General features: G+C 71.2%; 11 protein-coding genes. 4 read left to right on the top strand and 7 right to left on the bottom strand.

Features of this window, described 5'->3' with window-relative positions:
- Positions 1-8: 8 nt before the first annotated feature.
- Positions 9-737: a phosphatase PAP2 family protein gene (locus tag BN6_RS25900; protein ID WP_015102733.1), complete on the bottom strand. Its 729-nt coding sequence runs from the start codon at positions 735-737 to the stop codon at positions 9-11.
- A gap of 464 nt (positions 738-1,201) precedes the next feature.
- Between BN6_RS25900 and BN6_RS46935 the strand changes: the two genes are divergently transcribed.
- The 4 genes from BN6_RS46935 to BN6_RS25930 all read left to right on the top strand — a co-directional run bounded on the left by BN6_RS46935 (position 1,202) and on the right by BN6_RS25930 (position 6,586).
- Positions 1,202-3,112 (top strand): pentapeptide repeat-containing protein, encoded by a 1,911-nt coding sequence (locus BN6_RS46935; RefSeq protein ID WP_015102734.1) that lies wholly within the window; start codon positions 1,202-1,204, stop codon positions 3,110-3,112.
- Positions 3,113-3,572: 460 nt separating this feature from the next.
- Positions 3,573-4,622: a serine hydrolase domain-containing protein gene (locus tag BN6_RS25920; protein WP_041314043.1), complete on the top strand. Its 1,050-nt coding sequence runs from the start codon at positions 3,573-3,575 to the stop codon at positions 4,620-4,622.
- A 594-nt stretch (positions 4,623-5,216) separates the two neighbouring features.
- A complete protein-coding gene (locus BN6_RS25925; RefSeq protein WP_158509432.1) occupies positions 5,217-6,074 on the top strand; it encodes a YncE family protein in 858 nt (285 codons plus the stop codon).
- 272 nt (positions 6,075-6,346) lie between these two features.
- Positions 6,347-6,586 (top strand): hypothetical protein, encoded by a 240-nt coding sequence (locus BN6_RS25930; protein WP_041314046.1) that lies wholly within the window; start codon positions 6,347-6,349, stop codon positions 6,584-6,586.
- A 103-nt stretch (positions 6,587-6,689) separates the two neighbouring features.
- On the opposite strand, the gene BN6_RS45975 is transcribed toward BN6_RS25930, so the two are convergent.
- The 6 genes from BN6_RS45975 to BN6_RS42410 all read right to left on the bottom strand — a co-directional run bounded on the left by BN6_RS45975 (position 6,690) and on the right by BN6_RS42410 (position 14,969).
- Entirely contained in the window at positions 6,690-6,887 is a 198-nt protein-coding gene (locus BN6_RS45975) for a hypothetical protein (RefSeq protein WP_015102738.1), read from the bottom strand.
- A gap of 633 nt (positions 6,888-7,520) precedes the next feature.
- A complete protein-coding gene (locus tag BN6_RS25945; protein WP_041314055.1) occupies positions 7,521-8,210 on the bottom strand; it encodes a hypothetical protein in 690 nt (229 codons plus the stop codon).
- Between the two features lie 255 nt (positions 8,211-8,465).
- Positions 8,466-10,619, bottom strand: coding sequence for a DUF3488 and transglutaminase-like domain-containing protein (locus BN6_RS25950; protein WP_015102740.1), 2,154 nt, complete (start codon positions 10,617-10,619; stop codon positions 8,466-8,468).
- Positions 10,619-11,764 (bottom strand): DUF58 domain-containing protein, encoded by a 1,146-nt coding sequence (locus BN6_RS25955; RefSeq protein ID WP_015102741.1) that lies wholly within the window; start codon positions 11,762-11,764, stop codon positions 10,619-10,621. Before BN6_RS25955 ends, BN6_RS25950 begins: the two co-directional genes overlap by 1 nt.
- Positions 11,761-12,759, bottom strand: coding sequence for an AAA family ATPase (locus BN6_RS25960; protein ID WP_015102742.1), 999 nt, complete (start codon positions 12,757-12,759; stop codon positions 11,761-11,763). The genes BN6_RS25955 and BN6_RS25960 overlap by 4 nt, the downstream gene beginning before the upstream one ends.
- Before the next feature lie 29 nt (positions 12,760-12,788).
- The gene (locus BN6_RS42410; protein WP_051075738.1) at positions 12,789-14,969 is read right to left on the bottom strand and encodes a serine/threonine-protein kinase; all 2,181 of its coding nucleotides are present in this window, start codon (positions 14,967-14,969) and stop codon (positions 12,789-12,791) included.
- Between the last annotated feature and the right edge of the window lie 71 nt (positions 14,970-15,040).

Raw genomic sequence — 15,040 nt, forward strand, 5'->3', positions numbered from 1 at the left:
GCGGCTCGTCAGGCGGCTCGGGCGGGCACCCGGTCCGGGGGTGAGCCGCGTTCCCGCCGCCACGCCCCGAGAACGGCCGTCATCACGGTGATCCAGGCGGCTCCCAGGGCGTAGCCGGCGAGCACGTCGGAGACGTAGTGCACCGACAGCGCGATCCGTGACAGGCCGATCGCGAGGACCGCGACCGTCGCGGTGGCCGTCGCGACCCATCGCCACAACGGTGGTAGCGCCTGCCAGCACAACAAGAGCAGCAGGGAGTACGACACGACCGCCGACTGCGCGTGCCCGCTGGGGAAGCTCAGGCCGGACGCGTGCGCGACCGGATCGGCGACGACCGGGCGGGCCCGGTGCACGACGGTCTTGACCGCACCGTTCACCACCGCACCACCCACCTCCGTGACCACGACGAACACGGCCGGACGTGGCTGTCGGCGATACAGCAGCCACCCCGCGACCAGGGTGAAGACGACGAAGTAGACCGGGCTGGACCCCGCCGTGCTCGCCGCCTTCATCACGGCGGTGAACACGTCGTGGTCGAGGGCGAAGCGGTGCAGCCGGTCGCGGGCGACGTCGTCCACGTGCTGGAGCGGCGGCCACCGGGACTGGACGAAGAACAGCAGCAGCCCGAACGGAACCGCGACGAGGGCGACGGCGGCCAACGCCAACACCGACCGGGCGCCGAAACGCGCGTCCGGGTGTTCCGGGCCGCGGCAGCCACGCCGCTCGTCATCGCCCACGTCGCCGGACCTCCCGCCCGCGCCGGCGGACGGTCAGCCGGCACGCCTTCGACGATGGCCGGGAATTGTTAAAGCATGATGAAGATCCACAACGCCCCGCCGAACCCTGTCGGTCCGTCGTCGCACCGGAGAGGCGCAGTGACAGAAGCCTCGTCAGACGACCGGGCGACCGTCAGCCCTGCCGCCGCTCTCTTCAGGGACGACGCACCGAGCGGCTGACCGCCAGGTGGACCGGCGGCGAGCTGTCCCGACAACGCCACGCCCTGGTCGCGCAGGGCGTCGCTGTTCACCATGTCCACGTCGCCGACGATGGCCGCTTTCCGCGCCGGACGATCCTCTTCCCGAACTCGTGCCGCGCGATCGCGTTCCACCCGTCCTCCGGTCCGGGTTCGGCGTGGAGCCGCCATGATGGGCGGGTGAGCACGTCACCGTCCCGGGATCCCCTCTTACCGTCCACGCCGCCGATGTCGCCGCTGGTGTACCGGACGCCGGTGGAGCCGCCGGGCGAACTGCCGGTGTTGTCCAACCGGGCGATGGCCTGGGCGGCGGTGGGGCTGGCGGTGCTCGGTGTCGGGCTTGCCGCGGGGTTGCTGGTGGCATTCGGCGACGGTCGGCACTCCACCCGGCTGGACGCCATCAAGACCGCCGGCACGATCGTGGTGGGAGTCGGCGGCGCGGCCGCGCTGTGGCTGGCCGCGCGCAGGCAGCGGACGGCGGAGCTGAGCCTGAACCAGACGCTCGCGGCGCACGCCGCCGCGGTCGCGAACGCCGAGGCCCTCCGGATCACCGAGCTGTACGGCAAGGCGGCCGATCAGCTCGGGTCGACGCAGGCCCCGGTCCGGATGGCCGGCTTGTTCGCGCTGGAACGGCTCGCCCAGGACAACCCCACCCAACGACAGACGATCGTCAACCTGCTGTGCGCCTATCTGCGGATGCCGTACGAGCCGATACCGCCGATACCGCCGGAGCCGCAAGCGCCGGCGGCCCGGCGGTCAGGGGTGTTTCGGCCGCTGCTGGGCAGCGCTGCCCGACAGCGGGCGTCGACACGGCCTGCCCCGGCGGCCCCACACCCCGACATCGCGACCCTTTCGGTGGTCGAGACGGCGCAGGAGCACCAGGTGCGGCGGACGGCGCAGGCCATCCTGTTCCACCACCTCCGCACGGGCACCACGGAGAAGCCGGTCGAGACCTTCTGGTCCGGGATCAGCATGGACCTCACCGGTGCGGTGCTCGGTCCGGCCAACCTGATCGGCTGCCACGTCCTCGCGGCCGACCTCACCGGAGTCACCTTCACCGGCGACGTGTGGTTCCGCGAGGCCCACTTCGGTTTGGGCGCCGTGTTCACCGGGGCGCGTTTCGCGGGCAGCACCGACTTCAGCGGTGCGCGGTTCGACCACCACGCGGGCTTCGACGGGGCGGTGTTCGCTCGTCGTGCCCAGTTCGACGGGACCGAGTTCGGCGGGACCTCGACGTTCGAGCGGGCCGACTTCCGCTCGGCCGTGGTGTTCAGCGGCGCGAAGTTCGCCGGCACCGCCTCGTTCTCCGAGTCGCGGTTCGGCGGCCAGACCGATTTCGGCAAGACGAAGTTCGCCCGGCGAGTGGCGTTCAGGGAGGCGCGCTTCCTCGGCAACACCTACTTCGCCGGCGCGGAGTTCGCCGAGCACGCCGGCTTCCACGGGACCCGGTTCGCCGGACACGTCACCCACTTCGGCACCACCACGTTCGACAGCGCCGACTTCCACGCGGCCGAGTTCGGTCCGAACACCAACTTCAGCAACACCCGGTTCACCGACGGGGCCTCGTTCAACAACGCACTGTTCACCGCCGAAGTGGAGTTCACCCAGGCGAAGTTCGACGACGGCGCCAGCTTCGGCGGCACGCGGTTCACCACCTACGCCGCGTTCGACGGCGCGGAGTTCGGCGGCTACACCACGTTCTACGAAAGCAGCTTCGGCCGTCCGGCCAGGTTCGAGCGGACGCGGTTCACCGCGGACGTGCGGTTCGAGAGGACCGAGTTCGCGGAGGGGGCGGGCTTCACCGAAACGGAGTTCGGCGCGGACGCGCGGTTCATCGACACGAGCTTCGAGCACGTGTGCGGGTTCCTTCGCTCGCGCTTCGCCGCCGAGGCCGCCTTCACCCACACCCGCTTCGGCGGACCGGTCGGGTTCGTCGCCACGGCTTTCGCCCGGCCGCCGCAGTTCAGAGCGGTGTGGGTCCGGTTGGACGGACCCCGCCCGGCCCTGGCCGGCACCTGGCCACCGGGAACAGCGGTCCAGGAAACCAGCGGACGCCCCCAAGGCGTCAACGAAGGCCGCTGGGGACTGCTGACAACCGCACCACCGGACGACGTGCTCGCCGAACACGACCCGGCGTGAGCGCGTACGCATGGCGCCGGACGCGAAAACCAACGGCCTGCGGTAGCCCCGCGCGGCGAGGACGTTGCGATCTTCGCAGCCCCTGGCCCAACAAATGGTCTCCGACGCCCGAAACCTCGGCCTCCCTACGTTCAGCCTTCCTGTACAGACGCGAATGTGCCGCCAGGAACAAGCCCTGGCGGGCACATCGCGGATCACGTGCGCGCTATGGGATCAAGAGCCGCTCACCGCGAAATCAGTGCCCAAGAGTGTTTGCAACCGGCCAACGCGAGGACGTTGATCCGACGGCCCCCACCAACCGGATCAGGATTTCATCGGCGTCATGATCACCGGGGTCGACGGCACCGTTACGCCGCCCACGGGAGTGACCACGACCGGATCCGACCCGCTCAACCTCTCCAGGCAGCCGGAGATCCCGCCCCCCGCGAGGGCGCGCCGGCCGTTAGTCACAATGGTCCCCATGCGACGTCTGCTCCAGCTGTTCGTGGTGGTGTCCCTGCTCGCGGGTTGTGCCGCCCCCGAGCCGGACGACCTGACCCAACAGGAACGGCAGATGCCGGAGCGGTTCAACGAGTTCCACCAGCGGTTGAAGCAGGAGGGGTTCAGCGGTGTCGCGGAGATCCGCTGGCGCAAGGAGAAGCACCTCTCCGAGGCGTACGGCGAGGCCGACCCGGCGACGAAACGACCGAACACCCTCGACACCCGGTTCCCGATCGGCGAGGCGACCCAGATGTTCACCGCCGTGGCCGTGGTCCTGCTGGCGCGCAAAGGCGAACTGAAGCTGAGCGACCCGGTGTGCTCGCGCCTGCCCGTGTGCGTGCCCGGCTGGCAGCCGATCACCGTGGAGCAACTGCTCCTGCACACCTCCGGCCTCCCCGACTACACCGAGCAGGCGTTGTCGACCATCGGTCCGTCCCACCTCGACCTGGTCCGCCACGTGCAGAGCCTGCCGCTGGTGCGCGCCCCGGGTTCGTGGCAGCCCGGCAACTCCGGTTACGCGGTCCTGGGCGCGCTGATCGAGCACGTCACCGGCGAGCGGTACGGGCAGCACCTCAAGCGCGTCCTGTTCGACCCGCTGGGCATGGCCGCCACCGCGGCTGACTGGGACACCGTCGACCCGGCCCAGCGCGCGGTCGGCTCCCCCGCCTCGACCCCGGCCCGGTACGCCGACCGCGCGATCGTCTCCACCGGCCCGGACCTGGTGCGGTGGGGCGAGTTCCTGGTCTCGGGCGACACAGACGTCACCGACATCACGGGCTTCGACCTGCTGGGCAAGAAGAACGTCTCGAAAATGACCACCGACGCCACCGGCAACGGACAGGGCTACGGCCTCCGCACCACGGGCGAGAGCGTGTTCACGACCATCTGGCAAACCGGTGCGGTGGCCGGATTCTCCGTCTACTTCGGGGTTTCGTCCTCGGATCAAGCGATCGTCGCCGTGCTGGGCAACCGACCTTCGCCGGACACCGCCGACCTCGGTCGAACCATCATGACCACCATCACGAAGTGACCCGCGCACCGGCACACCCGACCCGGGCAGCTCCGGTCGACCGCATTCCACCCTCTCCGCTCCAGATCACCGGTTCCTGGTTCTGATGGTGCTGCCAGTTCTGCCTACGGCCGAGGTGTCGTCCTCGTCCACCGAGGCCCATGACGCGGGCAACGATCAGCGCTTGGGGCGCCGTCCCGGCCCATCAGGTGCCGGGCGGACCCGGCGGATCACCTCGTCCTCCACCACGGGCCGTCTCCCAGGGACGCCAGGTGGCGGATGCCGGTCGAGAACCGGTCCTCGCGGAGTTCGCCTCGCGCACCACGGCCCGCATTACCGCATCTGTGAGCACGCCCCGCCTTCTCGTGCGTCGAATTCACCCCCTGAAGGGCATCTAGCCCTCTTCACTCAGCGAGATCGCACACTAGGCCAATAGGGTCACGCCCGAGGTGTGGAGCCGTACGCGTCTCGGGACGTCAGCGTCCCGCGTCCGGTGAGCGTGGGAGGAGTGCGGGTCAGAACGGTCTTCATGTTCTGTTTGCGGCGAAGAAGGAACTCCACGGTCGAGGGAGAACAGTGATGTGGTTGCCGACAGGGCCTCGAATCTACCCAGAGTTGTTCGCTTCCACTTTCGGGCGAAGGTATGCATTGTCCATGTGGATGATGGTGGTTGTGCTGGCGGTGTGCAGCTCGCCCGCCGCCAGAGCTGAGCCACGCTGGCCCGCACGTGTCCAGGTGTTCGTGGCCAACAGCGGGAGCGACACCGTGACGGTCTACGACACTCGGGCGGGAGAAGTGGTGGCCACCGTGCCGGTGGGGTTGCACCCGTTCAACGTCGCGGTGACCAAGACGCACGCGTATGTGACCAATTTCGGCTCGGGCACGGTCACCGTCATCGAGATCACGACGAACAAGCCACTCCTGACCATCCCGGTAGGTCGGTTCCCGCACGGCGCGGTGGCGAGTCCGGACGGTAGCCGCGTCTACGTCGCCAACAACGGCGCCCAGAGCGTGACGGTCATCGACACCGCCTCGAACAAGGCGGTCGCCACCATCCCCGCCGGCCTCTTCCCGGCCGGCATCGCCCTCAGCCCCGACGGCGAACGCCTCTACGTGGCGAACACCGGCACGGACGACGTCACCGTCATCGAGACCAGGGGCCACCGGCCCATCACGACGACCAAGGTCGGCGACGCACCAATCGGCGTGACGGTCACCCCGCGCGGTCGCGTCCACGTGACCAACTCGAACTCGAACACGATCTCGGTCCTCGATCGCTCCGGCGACCTGATCGGCGGGGCGGTGCCCGTGGCCGCGAAGCCCGAGGGCACCGCCGCGAGCCCGGACGACAGCTTCGTCTACGTGGCCAACTCCGGTGCCAACCTGATGTCGATCGTCAGCGCGGGCACGCCGGCACTGGTCGGCACGGTGCCCGTGGGCGCCAACCCCCAGGGTTTGGCCGTCACCTCCTGACCACCGGCCGAATCGGAACGTCGCTCGGCGCTTACGTGGTCGCGACCCAGACAGCCCTGAAGTTCGGAACCGGCCAACCACCCGCAGGAGGCCACGGGCGAGCCCCACCACGCCGTCCCACGACACCCGCGCGCAGTCGTGATGGTCGCCCCGTTCGCACAAGGTGACCGGCGGCTGCACCTACTCACGGAGGTCCGACTACACCCGGTTCGGCGGAGTGAGGTGAACGCACCCCGGGGTTGACGGAAGCCGTTTCCGGGCATTCGAGGACCATGGAAGCCGACACGTCCGAGGACTTCGACAACCGGTCGCCCTTCACCTGGAGGGCCATGACAACGGCGTTGATGGCCATCATGGCGGTGGTAGCGGGCATCGGCATCGTCGCCTCCAGTGGCCAGGGAATCGGGTGGTTGTTGCTGGTGGTCGGACTGGTCAGCGCTCTGGTCGCAGCCTGGATCTTCCACCTCGCCCGGAAGTCCCGCCGCACGCAGGACGGCGCCAACCGGCTCTAGCCGCTCGCTGTCCTCTTCCTCGTCTTCGACGAGGGCTGTCCGGCGACCGGCCCCGAGACCGATCCCGTGTGAGTGCGGTGGGCGGTGGTGTTGGTCAGAGACGCTAGAGCACGGCCCGTTCCCCGTGGGCCGAGTGGGAGGTTCCGGCTATGGTGCCCTTTGAGTTGATGATTGCCGCATAGCTTGTCCTGCCACCGGGCAACATGCCGAGTGGGATCAGCGTGCCGTTCGGAGTCCAGTACACGGCGTGGTTTTCCCGCAGGTGCAGCGACACGAGGTTCGTGGAGGTGCCGACGGTCATGTTGCGGTCGTTGATGTCCGACGCGCGGCCGAGTTCGTCGTCCCGCAGGCGGGGCAGGGTGGTGGCGGTCCCGTCCGGCGTCCAACGGGTCGGCTACCGGTAGGGCGGATTGCCGGTACCGCCCGCCATGGCGCCCGTGGCGTTGATCGCGGTGGGCAGCCCGAACGAACCGAGGTCGACAGGGTCAAGCTGGGCTTGACGGTGCCGTCCGCGCTCCACCGCAGAGCGTGATCCGCCCGTCCGGAGATGGTTATGTCGCCGACGATGACTCCCGAATCGTTGATGCCCACAACGCGTAACTCGGAACCGGTGCCGCTCGGTGACCACAGGTTCGAGTACCCGATGACGGTGTCGGCGTTGTTCAGCCCGACGGCGTTGCTGCTGTTGTCACCGGGCAAGGTGCCGAGATCGATCACGGCGGCGGGTGAGAGCCACGCGGCCGGACGCTGTTTGGTTCCCTCGACGGGACACTGTCTCGCCCACTTCGCGCCGGCGGCGTTGACCTTCAGTCCAGAGTGGACAGATGATCTGGGCACCTGGCGGTTTGATCTCCTACTTGTGCGTGCGATGTACATGCAGAACGGGCCGTAGTCCGCCGGACGTGTTCATCGGTTTGCAGGAAAGCCTGCCGGGTCAGTCGAGCGTTTGGTGAGTTGCGGCTGCTGACGAAGACCCGGAGGTGGTGATCAGCCAGCGGGCGCCGCGCCACCCGCTCCACGCCATGTACAGCCCCGCTGCGAGAAGAGTGATCACCAGCCCCGACCACCAGTCCTCTTCCACGTGTTCCGCTGTCGTCGGGCGCAACGCTCCCGTGGGATCGACCAGCAGTTCGAAGCGCCCGCCCACCTCGGCTTGTGGAGACGGGCTGAAATAGGTCGTCGGGTATCCGCCCGCGCATTCCAGGTCGTGTTCGGTTGCCGGTGTCGAGGTGTCCCCTGTCGTCGCGACAACCCCGGTCAGAGCGAGCACCGTGCACTCCACAGCGGTGGCGTTGTCGAGAGTCACCCGTGCCTTGGTCGCGGCGACCGAGGCGAGCGCCATGGCCGTCAACAGGGCACCCCCCAGCAGGATCGCCGCGACTTCGTGGCGCTCGTCGCCGACCGTCGATCTCAGTCCCGCAACAGCGAGCCCAGCGCCCGCCAGGACGATCAAGCCGCCCAGGACCACGATCGTCCAGCGCCACCAGCCCCACCCGCCCAGCGAGTACAGCAGCACCGAACCGACCGCCACGCCGATGATGAACGGGGGCAACGCCACCGTCAGGAGCACGATCCGCAACACCCGGAAGGCCGGGAACCGCCCTGCCGCCGCCATGGTCATCATGATTGCGCAACTGCGGCGGCAGGGGAACAACGTGGGGAGGATGTTCTCGCTCAGTCGGTGCCGAGCGGCCGACGTGGGCGCACTCGGCCCTGTGGGTGCCAGAACTTTGCACCAGGTGTTGATCTGCGGCGATTGTGCGTCCCGGCACATCGTTGTTCGTGGAGTCCGGGCATGTCGAGTCGGATTGCGAGGGGATTCATGTGGAGGTAGGAAAACGAGACTCCCTCCCCTTGCCGATCGGAGATCCTCACCAGGTCACCGACCGGATACCCGAACAGCTCGGTCGACGGCGACACCGTCAGGTCGACTCCCTCGCGGGAACAGCGTGCGCGGGTTCAGGGTGGCGGTGAGGCGACGGAGTGGGGGTGCGGTGGTCAAGGCGGCTCGGCGGATGTCACGGGTTGCCCGCCAGGCGGCGCCCACCGCGGCTTCGGCGGTCGGGTCCGGGGCGTAGTCGGCTTCGTTCGCCGCGGTCGACAACGTGGCCAGCAGGGGTTGGGCTTGCGGGGTCAGGGCACCGTGGTGGGCGGTGGTGGCGACGACCTCGGCCCGGGTCATGGTCGGGTGGACCGGGACGCCCACCTCGGTCAGGCGGTCCACGGCCTCCTGCCACGCGCCGCGGACCGAGGACTTCGGTGGCGCGGATCGGCGGCGGGCGCGGCGGAGGGCTTTCGCGGTCGGCACGGCGGCGATCAGCAGCGCCACCAACGCCGACGCGGACACCACCCACGGCAGGGTCGACGGTTCCGGTGTGCGGACGTCGCCCGGGGTGATCGGGTCCGGGGTCGAGGCGGTCGGCGGGTCGTGCTGGTCCTGCGCGGCCTGCTGCGCCGCGTCGGCCATGCCCGTGGCTGGTTTCGTTGCCCCCACACGGGTGTCGACGGTGTTGGCGCGCGGGCTCGGGTCGACGGTGACCCAGCCCAGACCCTCGAACTCGACCTCGGTCCAGACGTCGACGTCCTTCTCCGTCACGGTGAACGCGGTCGACTCGGGTGCGCCGCCGAACCTCGGGCGGAAACCCATCACCACCCTGGCGTGGTAGCCGGCACCGCCGAGCAGCACCGCGTAGGCGCTCGCGTACTGCTCAGGGGTGCCGCGGCGCGTCTCCAGCAGTCGACCGATCTGGTACAGCCCGTGCCCGCCGGCCGCGTCCGGCCCTTCGTCCAGGAGGAAGCCCGAGTCGGGCGCGGTGAACCGGGTGAGCAGCGCCAGCACCGAGGCCGACCCGCTCGGTTGCCCGCGCACCACCTCGGTCGTGAAAGCGCGCAACGGCGCGGGAAGCGGATCACCTGCCGGCTCGATCCGCACCGGCGAGGCCGCGCGGATCCGGTCCGGGTCCGGGGTGCCCACCGACGTGGTGACGGTGTAGTTCTCCGGGAACGGCCGGTCCTCCGGCACGACCAGGTCGCCGGTCGTCTCCGACACCCCGAGGCCGGCGGTGTCGACGGTGCGCGCCCGTCCCGGCGTCGGCAGCCAGGCGAGCGGCCCCGGCGCGGTGACCGTGATCCGGGAGACGACCTCGGTGGCACCGGGACGATCCGGGGACGGCAGGGTGCGGCCGGCGCGGCGGTAGTCGGCGCGGACGTTCCAGTAGGTGCCGGTGAAGTCCTCCAGGCTCGCCATCCGCAACCGGTCGACGTGCCGGGACATGCTGCCGGACAGGCGGACCGGCCTGGAGCCGTTGCGCAGCGCGAGGAACTGCTGCAGGGGGCTCACCCCGGACCTCGGCACGACCGGCGCGTCCAGCAACTCCCGCGCGTCGGCGGGTGGTCGGACACCGACGCCGGGCGCGACCGGACCGAGCACCGCCGTCGCCACCACGACCGGCACCGACACGAGCGCTGCGCCCACGAGGAACCCCCGGGACGGCGGGTGCGTGCGCGCCGTCAGCAGCACACCCAGACCGGTGAGCACCAGCGCGGGGACCAACCACCACGGCAACGCCGGTCCCGCGCTGCCCAACGACAACGCGAGTACCAGGCACACCACCGGCGGCAGCAGCGGCACCAGCGGGTTCGTCGACCACAGCGCCGCCAATCCCGCCGTCAGGCACGTCCACCCGACGACGATCGCAACCACGGCCGGGAGCGGGCCCTCCGGATCCGCCGGCAAAGCGCCGGTGAGCAGCAGCCGAGGTCCGTCGACCACGTCGACGCCGCGCCCGGACACCGCCACCGCCGCCAGGACCACCAGCACCAGACCGGTGGACGACATGAGCGCGGCAGGCGCCCGTGGCAGCAGCACCACGGTCACCACGACCACGGCCGCCACCGCGACGGCCGCCGCCCCGGTGATCAGCAGGATGCGGGGCGCACCACCGAACACCGGCCCGAAGGCCAGCCCGGCGAGCACTCCCGCCACGATCGCGAGCACCGGCCGCGTGATCCCGAACGCCGCCTGCCGGTTCATCACGAGCCTCCTACGAAACGGTTCCACTCGGCTGCGGTCTCCTCGGCGGTCGGCGCGGACAGCACGACCAGCCCCGGTCGACGCCGCACACCGCACGCACCCGGCGCGATCACCGCGACGACCACCGTGGTGAACCGGCGGCGTTGTCCCGCCAACCGGGTGAGCACGGCCGACGCATCCTCTCCCGTGACGACGACCAGCGCGCCACCCGGCGCGGTGTCCTCGACCAGTCGGACCAGGTCGACCGCCGAGCGGTCGGCGCACCGGGAGACGGCGGCGAGCCGGTCGAGATCGGTGTGCGCGCCGGCGTCCGCCAGTGCCGCCGCGTCCTCGGCCAGCACGTGCAGCACGACGGGACGCGCGGCCGTCCACGCCGAGGAGGCCACGGACGCCGCGACCTCCACCGCGTGCTCGAACGCCTCGTCGCCGAACACCGACTCGCGGGTGTCGAGGACCACCGTCGTCGCGGGCTCGGTGGTGTCCACGTGCTCGCGCACCATGAGGTTCCCGGTGCGGGCGCTGGACTTCCAGTGGATCCGGCGCGGGTCGTCACCCGGCGCGTACTCGCGCAGCGACGAGAACGTCACCGTGCCGGGCCGCGAGTTCTCCGTGACCGGACCCTCGTAGTCCAGCACGATCCCGACGGGCAGCGGTCGGAGCGCGTGCACGCGAGGGTGCACCCACAGCAGCGCGTTGTCGGTTTGCCGTTGCGCGCGGCTGAGCAGGCCGAACGCGTCCACGCGCAGCAACGTCAACGGTCCGAGCCGGAGCAGGCCACGCCGGGTGGTCGGGACCGGGTACTCGACCACGCGGCTCTCCCCGCCGGACAGCGAGCGCACCGGCAGGTCGATCCTGATCGAGCCGATCCGGTCCACCGCGGTGAGCGCCGGCGAGCGCCACCGCGACGGGTTGTGTGCCTCGACGCGCCCGAGGGCCGCCTGGCCGACGGTCACCCGCAGCGGCGACACCGTGCGGCGCAAGGACACCCGCGACTTCACCGACACGGCGACGGCCGCGCAGCACAACGCCGACGTGAGTCCGACCGCGAGCCCGATCAGCGCGGGGTAGCCGAGCAGCACGCCGGCCGCGTACAGCACGACGGCGCCGATCGCGGCCCAGGCTCCGGTGCGGGTGAACGGCGTCACCGGGCGCCCGCACCGAGCGGCGACGGCACGGCGACCGTGCGGAACGCCTCGCGCAGCACGCTGTGCACGTTCTCGCCGCGCATGTCCGCCTGCGTCGTCGGCACGAGCCGGTGCGCGAGCACCGCCTCGGCGACCGCCTTCACGTCCTCGGGCAGCACGAAGTGCCGTCCGGACACCGCCGCGTGCGCCCGTGCCGCCCGCACCACCGCGAGGCTGCCGCGCGTGCTCACGCCCAACCGGAGCGAGGGGTGCTCGCGGGTGACGCCGGCGAGCAGCGCGACGTACCGCGCGATCTCCGGCGCGACGTACACCCGGCCGACGATCTCCTGCAACGCGGCCAGGTGGTCCGGGGTGATCACCGGTCGCACCGCGCCGATCCCGGAGGACGTCGCCGTGCCGGCCAGGATCTCCTGCTCGACGTCCAGGTCCGGGTGGCCGACGGTGATCTTCATCAGGAACCGGTCGAGCTGGGCTTCGGGCAGCCGGTAGGTGCCCTCCAGGTCGATCGGGTTCTGCGTGGCCACCACGAGGAACGGGTTCGGCACCGGGTGCGGTTCGCCGTCGACCGTCACCTGGCCCTCCTCCATGACCTCCAGCAGCGCCGACTGGGTCTTCGGCGACGCGCGGTTGATCTCGTCGGCGACGACGACGTTCGCGAACACCGGACCGGGCTTGAACTCGAACACCCGCCGGTCCTGGTCCCACACCGACACACCGGTGATGTCGCTGGGCAGCAGGTCGGGGGTGAACTGGATCCGGTGCGCGGTGCCGCCGGTGGCGACCGCCAGCGCCTTGGCCAGCGTCGTCTTGCCGGTGCCGGGCACGTCCTCGACCAGCAGGTGACCTCGGGCCAGCAGGCACACCAGGGCGGCGGAGATCCGGTCGGCCTTGCCGCGCAGCACCGTGCCGATCGTGTCCACAATGGACTCGGCGGCGGTGCGGACGGTCGCCACGTCGGACGGACCAGGCGCGGAGTGGTTCACGGTGGACGACATGTGCGGGTCCTCGCGGGTGGTTGAGTTGATCAGGACTCGGTGCACGCCAGCGGCGGCGCGGGGTCCGGCGGCGGCGCGGTGACGCCGTAGCCGAACACCCGGAAGCAGGTGCGATCCCCGCGCCGCACACCGGACACCGCGAGGGAGTCCGCCGTCGGCGGCAGCTCCGCGCCGACCTGCCGCGGCGTCTCGTCGCCCAGCACGCGCAGCACGATGAAGTGCTGCAGGCCGGGAAGGCGGGAGGTGCCGGCGGACCACCGCAGGGTGCCCGTGCCGTCGGCCTGCACACTGATGTTGGCCGCCACCGGGTAGAGCCGGGTGGCGGTCGTGGGCGCCGGGGTGGACGCCGTGGTGGACGCGGTCGATGTCGGCGCGGCCGGGGTCTCGTCGAGTCCCAGGGTGATCCCGGTCCCCGCGCCGCCCACCGCGACGGCCGCGACCGCGACCGCGATCCACCGGCGGCGCTTGCGCGGAACGGGCGGCTGGACGGGTTTCACCGGAACCGGTCGCACGGCCGTCCCGGTCGACTGGCGGTCTTCAGGACCGGACGCGACCGGCGGCGCGAAGTGGGGTGGCGCCGAAGTGAGCAGCGCCGACCACCCGACGGCGACCTCGCGCGCGGTCGGACGCCGGTCCGGCACCTTGTCGAGGCAGGCGGCGATCAACCGCCACGCGTCGTCGACCACGCCGTCCGGTCGTTCCGGTTCCCGCTCCAGGTGCGCGCGCATGAGGGCGGCATCGGTGCCCTCGGCGAACGGACGGCGGCCCGCGAGCAGTTCGTAGGCGGTGATCCCGAGCGCGTAGACGTCGGTCGCCGGCGTCGGCGGCGCGCCGTCGAACAGTTCCGGCGCGAGGTACGCCTGCGTGCCGCGCAACTCGGTGAACCGGGTCCGACCCGGCGCGTCGACCACCCGGGCGAGGCCGAAGTCGGTCAACCGCGCGGTCCGGTCCGGGCCCGTTCCGGCCAGCAGGACGTTCTCCGGCTTGAGGTCGCGGTGCACGATCCCGTTGGCGTGCACCACGTCCAGCGCGGTGGCGGTCTGACCCAGCAGCGCGGCGGCGTCGGCGAGGGGCAGCGGGCCCCGGCTCAGCAGCGACCGCAGGTCACCGCCTTCGACGAGGTCCATCACGATGCCGACCTGCTCGTCCTCGAACAGCAGGTCGAGCACCCGCACGATGTTCGGGTGCCGCACGCCCCGCAGCACCTCCCGCTCCGCGAAGAACCGGCTGAGCACCGCGACGTCGGTCGAGTACTCGGTGCGCAGGAGCTTGATCGCCACCGGCGAGCCCGTCGACCGGTTCCGGCCGGCGTGCACGTGCCCGGTGGCGCCGCGCCCGATCGGGGTCGGGTCCATCAGGTAGTTCTTGCCGAACGGCACGAACGCGTCGGTGGTCGGGACGGCGCCGGCCGGCGGCAGCGTCTCCAGGCGGTCCGGGGTCGGATCGCCGTTGCCGCTCAACGCGGCCACGAGCGTGCGCACGAGTGCCGTCGGGGTCGCGGGCCTGCTCGACGGGTCGAGCGCGAGCGCGCCCGCCAGCACCTCGACCACCTCGGGCCGGTGTCCGGCCGCCTCGGGCCGCTCCCCCGTCAACCGGGCCAACCTGCCACGTTCGTCGGCGCGGTACGGCGGTTGTCCGGTCAGCAGCGCCCACAACGTCGACGCGCAGGCGAACACCGTTCCCCGGACGGTCCACTCCTCGCCGCGCAGCACCTCGGGCGGCTCGTGACCGGTGGGCGGGACCAGGTCGGCGATGGCCGGCGGCAACGGCGTGCCGAGCACGAACCCGCCGGAACCGTCGTGGTGCAGCGGTGGAACGGGGCCGAGGACGCCGTGCGCGGCGAGGGCCTCGAGACCGGCGGCGAGGGCTTTCGCGGCACGGGCCACGTCGTCCGGGGTGTGCGGCACGCCGGCGGACACGGGCGGCGCGCTCGTCAGCACGAGGAAGGGCCTGCCGGCGTCGTCGACGCCGTGATCGAGCAGTGGCAGCACCAGGCCGGGGTCCACCGGCGCGAGCCTGCCTTCGAGGTCGGCGCACTCGTCGCGTAATCGCGCCCGGTGCCGGGAGCCCGGAACGCGGGTGACGACCAGGACCACGACCTCGACGCCGTCGCGAGTGCTCCGGACCTCGGCGAGCGGACCCCGGTCGCCGACCGGTTCCGCCCCGATCGGATCACCCGGGAGCCAGGATCCAGGTCTGTCCTCGTACACCCGTTTCCTCCCGGACGGCTGCGGGACGAGCCGCGCGTCAGACGATTCCCGGGCGCCGACCATACTCCAGT

The organism is Saccharothrix espanaensis DSM 44229 (genome assembly GCF_000328705.1).
Taxonomy (GTDB): domain Bacteria; phylum Actinomycetota; class Actinomycetes; order Mycobacteriales; family Pseudonocardiaceae; genus Actinosynnema; species Actinosynnema espanaense.

What these genes read in the sequence shown, in the direction of transcription:
- BN6_RS46935 (WP_015102734.1), top strand. Translation starts at nt 1,202, where the DNA reads ATGTCGCCGCTGGTGTACCGGACGCCGGTGGAGCCGCCGGGCGAACTG.
- BN6_RS25920 (WP_041314043.1), top strand. Translation starts at nt 3,573, where the DNA reads ATGCGACGTCTGCTCCAGCTGTTCGTGGTGGTGTCCCTGCTCGCGGGT.
- BN6_RS25930 (WP_041314046.1), top strand. Translation starts at nt 6,347, where the DNA reads ATGGAAGCCGACACGTCCGAGGACTTCGACAACCGGTCGCCCTTCACC.
- BN6_RS45975 (WP_015102738.1), bottom strand. Translation starts at nt 6,887, where the DNA reads ATGACCGTCGGCACCTCCACGAACCTCGTGTCGCTGCACCTGCGGGAA.
- BN6_RS25945 (WP_041314055.1), bottom strand. Translation starts at nt 8,210, where the DNA reads ATGATGACCATGGCGGCGGCAGGGCGGTTCCCGGCCTTCCGGGTGTTG.
- BN6_RS25950 (WP_015102740.1), bottom strand. Translation starts at nt 10,619, where the DNA reads ATGAACCGGCAGGCGGCGTTCGGGATCACGCGGCCGGTGCTCGCGATC.
- BN6_RS25960 (WP_015102742.1), bottom strand. Translation starts at nt 12,759, where the DNA reads ATGTCGTCCACCGTGAACCACTCCGCGCCTGGTCCGTCCGACGTGGCG.